Consider the following 3180-nt stretch of genomic DNA (forward strand, 5'->3'; position numbering starts at 1 on the left):
CGCCCGGTGGGTTGGCCGGCGAGCGTGTGGCGGGGGGCGGTTCCTACGGCAGCGGGGTGACCGGTCGCCACGTTTCCGGCGGTGGCCTTTTCGGCGGGGGTGGGCTGCTCGACTGGCTGGGCGGTGGCGCCACGTCCGTCCAGCCGGGCAGGCAGCCGGGATTCGGCAAGGGGCAGGACCTGCCCTTCCTGCAACGCTACGAACAGGTGGCGGGCAAGCCCTATCTGGTCAGCTATCAGCCCCTGCCGGGGGGCAGCGGCATGCCCGTGGGCGCGCTGGCCGTGTTCGTGGACGTGGAACCGCAGCGCTTGCGCCTGCGCACCGCCGTGGAATACACCCTGCTGGCCGCCGTGGTGGCCCTGGGGCTGTCCGTGTGCACGGGCTTTCTCATCGCCGACCGGGTGGTGCGGCCGCTGCACGAGTTGTTGCACGCCATTCGGCGCATTTCGCTTGGCAACTACAGCGAACGGCTGCCCCCCGCGGGCATGGCCGAGATCGGCCAACTGGCCCAGGCCGTGAACCACATGGCCTCCACGCTGGAGGAAAACCGCACCAGCCTTCTGGGCGCGTTGCAGGAAAAGGTGGAGTCGGGCGAACGCCTGGCCCGCGCCAACCGCGAACTGGAGTTGCTGAACTGGGAGCTTACCCGCGCCCAGGCCAACTACCGGCGCATTTTCGAGGAATCGGCACAGGGTATCTACCAGTCCACGCCGCAGGGCCGTTTCTTGCGGGTGAACCCGGCCATGGCGCGCATGTTCGGCTTTTCTTCGCCCTACGAGATGGTCTCGTCGGTGATGGACATCGGCGAGCAGTTCTACGTGCGCCCCGGCGAGCGCGAGGAACTGCTGCGTCGCCTGCGGCAGGAGGGGCGGGTGTCGCTGGAAACCTGCCTGCGCAGGCGCGACGCCAGCGTGGTGCACGTGGCGCTGACCGCTCGCGCGGTGACCGGCGAGACCGGCGAGCAACTGTACATCGAGGGCGCGGTGCACGACATCACCGAGCGCGTGGAACGCCATCGCGCCGAGCGCGAGCGCGAAGCCGCCGAGGCGGCCAGCCGCGCCAAGACGCAACTGCTGGCACGCATGAGCCACGAGGTGCGCACCCCGCTCAACGCCCTGCTGGGCATGGCCGACGTGCTGGACCGCACCCCCCTGGAACCGGAGCAGCGCGGCTACCTGGACGTGCTGCGCAGTTCCGGCCATTCGCTGCTGGCTCTGCTGAACGACGTGCTGGACTTTTCGCGCCTGGAAGCCGGGCGGGTGGTGCCTGAGCGGGTGGGGTTTCGCCTGGCCGAGGTCATGGAACAGGTCTGCCGTCAGATGGAACCCGCCGCCGGTTCGGACGGGCGCGGCCTGCGCCTGGACTGGGCCGTGCTGCCCGGCGTGCCTGACGCGCTGGTAGGCGATCCGCTGCGGCTGCGCCAGATTCTGGGTAACCTGGTCTCCAACGCGCTGAAGTTCACCCCAGCCGGACGGGTGTTGGTGCTGGCCCAGCCCGCGGACGGCAACGTGCCGGGGCGGGACGGAGGACCGGATGCGCTCCCAGTCGCGCTCCCAGTCGCGCCCCGGGCCGCCGCCCCCGCAACGTCGGACGAGATGGCATGCCGCCCGTGCCCCGGCAGGCGGGTGGAAGTGCTGTTCTCCGTGGCGGATACGGGCATCGGCATTCCGCCGGAACATCAGGATGTTGTGTTCGAAAGCTTCATGCAGGCGGATTCGTCCATTACCCGCCAGTACGGGGGGACTGGACTGGGGCTGTCCATCTGCCGGGCGCTGGTGGACGTGCTGGGCGGCGCCATCTGGCTGGAAAGCGCCCCCGGCAGGGGCACCACCGTGTATTTCACCCTGCCCATGCAACCAGCCGGTGAAGGTCACTGCGGAGCGGCCCCGAAGGAGGCGCGGGAGGAGGCGTGGACGGATGATTCCTTCGATGCCCCGGTTTCTCCGGTTGCGCAGGGTGTTCCAACTGTGCCAGTCGCGCAGGCGGCTTCGGCCAGTGCATGGCCCGTCGAACGGCCCGATTCGCCCGATGTGGCTGATGCGGTCGATTCGGTGGATACGGCCGATCCGGCCGGGCCTGTCGATTCGGTCGCGCCGGAAGGCGTGGTGGCCGCCGGTGCCGTCGGTGTTGCAAGTCCCACCGGGCAGGGCGAAGTTCCGGCCCCGCCAGACCTGCCGGACGCGCAGTCCGGCGATGAGGAACCGGGACCCCAGCGGTCCCTGTCCATCCTGCTGGTGGAGGACAGCCCCAGCAACCGCCTGCTCTTTTCGCTGTACCTGCGCGGGCGCCCCTGCGCCATCACCGAGGTCCACAACGGCGAGGAAGGCGTGGCCGCTTACGCTGCCGGGCGGTTCGACCTGGTGTTCATGGACATCGAGATGCCGGTGATGGACGGGTATCGGGCCACGCGTGCCATCCGTGCCCTGGAGCGCGAGCAGGGCCTGCCGCCCACGCCGATCATCGCCCTGACGGCGCATGTGGTGGGCGAATTCCGCGACGACTGCGCGGCAGCGGGGTGCACCGGCTTTCTGGCCAAGCCCTTTTCGCGCGGGGAGTTGCTGCGTTGCATGGCCCGCCACTGCGGGGGCGGCGGGCAGGGGTATACTGCCTGGTCGACCAGGGACGACCTGGGCAGCGGAAGCGATGTTGCCGACGGGGCGGACACCCCGGCAGGCAATCCGTCCAGTCCGGGCCTGGGCTAATCGGGGTACGTTGGACTGGGGGGCGTCGGGCCGGGCGACGCCGGGGAACGCTGGAAGGCTGCGGCTGAATGTTCAGCGCAGTCCGGCCACTGACAGCACCACGTCCGCCGCCATGCGTCCGCCGCCACGGCGGGGGGTCATCCATTCCTCGAAGCGGTGGAGCACCACCTCGCGTTGCAGGGGGCTGCGCAGATGTTGCAGCAGGGCCTCCGCCAGGGCGTCGCCGTCGGCCACCTCGGTCAGCAGCCCGGCCTCGTCCAGCCCGTCACCCACCCACTCGAAATTCTCGCGCGATGGCCCCACGCAGGGCACCACCCCGTGTGTCAGCGGTTCCAGAAAGTTCTGGCCGCCCAGCCGGGCCAGAGAGCCGCCCACGAACACGGCGGCGGCGCTGGCGTACAGCGCGGCCAACTCGCCGAACACGTCCCAGATCAGCACCGTGCCGCGGGCGGAAGCGCCGCCGGAGGGCGCGGCGGTG

1 protein-coding gene and 1 pseudogene are annotated in these 3180 nt (G+C 70.3%); one reads left to right on the top strand and one right to left on the bottom strand.

Features of this window, described 5'->3' with window-relative positions:
- On the top strand, positions 1-2702 hold a 2702-nt coding region (locus tag FVW27_RS11380), incomplete at its 5' end, for an ATP-binding protein (protein ID WP_167125222.1).
- Positions 2703-2774: 72 nt separating this feature from the next.
- Here the strand turns inward: FVW27_RS11380 and FVW27_RS11385 are convergent.
- Positions 2775-3180: pseudogene (locus FVW27_RS11385) on the bottom strand (3-deoxy-D-manno-octulosonic acid transferase); the annotation flags it as partial.

The organism is Nitratidesulfovibrio liaohensis (genome assembly GCF_011682075.1).
Classification (GTDB): domain Bacteria; phylum Desulfobacterota; class Desulfovibrionia; order Desulfovibrionales; family Desulfovibrionaceae; genus Cupidesulfovibrio; species Cupidesulfovibrio liaohensis.